This window comes from Kitasatospora sp. NPDC048298, from assembly GCF_043201465.1.
Classification (GTDB): Bacteria; Actinomycetota; Actinomycetes; order Streptomycetales; family Streptomycetaceae; genus Kitasatospora.
Window position 1 is genome coordinate 1 of sequence record NZ_JBICYZ010000160.1, and the last position, 2067, is coordinate 2067.

The window sequence follows — 2067 nt, forward strand, 5'->3', positions numbered from 1 at the left end:
ACCAGGGCGCGGACCGGACCGTCGGCACACAGCAAGGCGTCGGCCAGGTCGAACAGGGCGTCCGCACGGCGGGGCATCGCGGCGTACAAGTCCATGCGTCTGGCGGACGGTCTCGTCACCGGCGGCGCGCAGGTGGTCGGCGAGCCGCCGCTGCGGTCCATGCCCCCGGTGTGGGCCGGCCGGGTGGCTCTGTCGACATCTGTCGGAGCTTGGCCGGGTGGAACGGTCGGCGGGGGCTCGGGGATGGTGTGCTGGAAGTGTGGTGTCCAGAGGGAGCTTCCTTCGGAATTCGGATCGGACGGTGTGGCGTATGTCCACGGACCTCCTTGTCAAGCCCCTGACCGGCCGCGTGGCGGTGGTCACCGGCGCCTCCAGCGGTATCGGCGAGGCCTCGGCCGAGCACTTGGCGCGCCTGGGTGCTCGGGTCGCCGTGCTGGCCCGGCGCGCGGATCGACTGGACGGGCTGGTCGCCCGGATCGAGCGCGGCGGCGGCACCGCTCTGGCGCTGGCCGTCGATGTGACCGATGCCGCGGCGGTGCGCGCGGCCGCCGACCGGGTGGCGGCCGAGCTGGGCACCGCCGACCTGGTGTTCAACAACGCGGGGGTTGGGCTGCCAGCCCCGATCGAGGCGGCCGTCGATCAGTGGCAGCGGGAGATCGATGTCAACATCACCGGGCTGATGAACGTCATCGGGGCGTTCACCCCGCAGTTGGTGAAGGTCGCCGCCGAGCGCAGGGTGGCCGATCTGATCAACACCTCCTCGATCGCGGCGCAGAACATCTACCCCCACTTCGCCGTCTACGCCGCCACCAAGGCGTACGTGAGCCACCTCTCGCGTCATCTGCGGGCGGAGCTGGGCGCGAAGAAGGTACGGGTGTCGGCGCTGGAGCCGGGCATCGTCGGCACCGAGATTCAGAACCATGTGACGGACGAGGCGGCGCTGCAGTGGCTGGCGAGCGCCAAGGAGACGACGGAGTGCCTCACGCCGCAGGACATCGCCGAGACCATCGGTTTCCTGGCCGCGCTGCCGGCGCGGGTGAACCTCCAGCAGGTCACGATCATGCCCACTGGTCAGCCCAGTTGACCCGCTGAGCGGGGAGATCACGGGGCCCGGGCCGGCCACGGTCCGGGCCCCGGGTATTACGGCGTTCCCTGCTCGGGGGTGGGGGTGTGGCGGGGGGTGTGCGCGGAGAGGGGTATGGCTCGCCCTGGGAGCTGGGAGTCGGTTGTCGGTTGCGGGTCTTTGGGGTGTGGTTCGCTGCGGATGGAGGGCGCCGAAGGGCTTCGTTGTCGGTGTCGGGCCGGTGTGGGGGCCGGGTGGGCGGCGGTGGGGAGCCGGTGCCGTTGCCGGTGGTGAGCAGGAGGGCGGTGGTGATCCTGGTGCTGACTCGGGTGTCGGGGTCAGGTCCCTTGAGGGAGGGTGGGCTTGGGGTGGTTCGCCGGTTCGGGTTTCGACGGTTCACGGCTGTTCGGGGCCGGTGGCGGGCGGGCGGGCGGGCGGGCGGGCGGGCGGGTGGGCGGGTCGGGGAGGGGGTTGCCGTGTTCGGGGTGGTGGTGTCCGTGAGGACGGTGTTCTGCTGGTCGGGTGCGTTGAGGATCTTGTCGGCCCAGGTGTTCGGCCGTGTGGGGAGTGTGGGGTCGTGTCGGGGTCACGAGTCCTCGGCGTGGGCCGGGGACACGTGGTGGTGATGTGGGTCGAACGGCCGTGGGCTGGTTCGGGCGACGGCCTTCCCGGGGGCGCCGGGGTTCGTGGAAGGGGGCCGTCGCGCAGGAGGGAGGGCAGGACGCCGGTGCGTTGGCGGGCGGTGCGTGGAAGGGACTTGGGCGCGGGCCGCATCGGCTTCCCCGCGGCCGCCGGGCATTGAAATCAGGAACCTTGAGGGAGGGTGGGCCTGCGGCGGTTCGCCGGTCCGGGTTTCGACGGTTCACGGCTGTTCGGGGCGGGCGGGCGGGTCGGGGAGGGGTGGGGGGTGGTGTTCAGGTGTGGTGGTCGAGGAGGGCTTGGAGGTAGTTTTCGAGGCGGGTGGTCAGGAGGGTGGGGGTGAGGTCGGTGCGGCCGAGGTCGTG

1 protein-coding gene is annotated in these 2067 nt (G+C 71.7%); it reads left to right on the forward strand.

Translation table 11 applies throughout. The annotated features are described in order from the left end of the window. The first annotated feature begins 310 nt into the window (after window positions 1–310). Window positions 311–1084, forward strand: coding sequence for an SDR family oxidoreductase (locus ACGF0D_RS44135; RefSeq protein ID WP_392926213.1), 774 nt, complete (start codon window positions 311–313; stop codon window positions 1082–1084). Window positions 1085–2067 lie beyond the last annotated feature (983 nt).

Bases quoted from the DNA above. Each gene is read 5' to 3' on its own strand.
- ACGF0D_RS44135 (WP_392926213.1), top strand. From the start codon at position 311: ATGTCCACGGACCTCCTTGTCAAGCCCCTGACCGGCCGCGTGGCGGTG.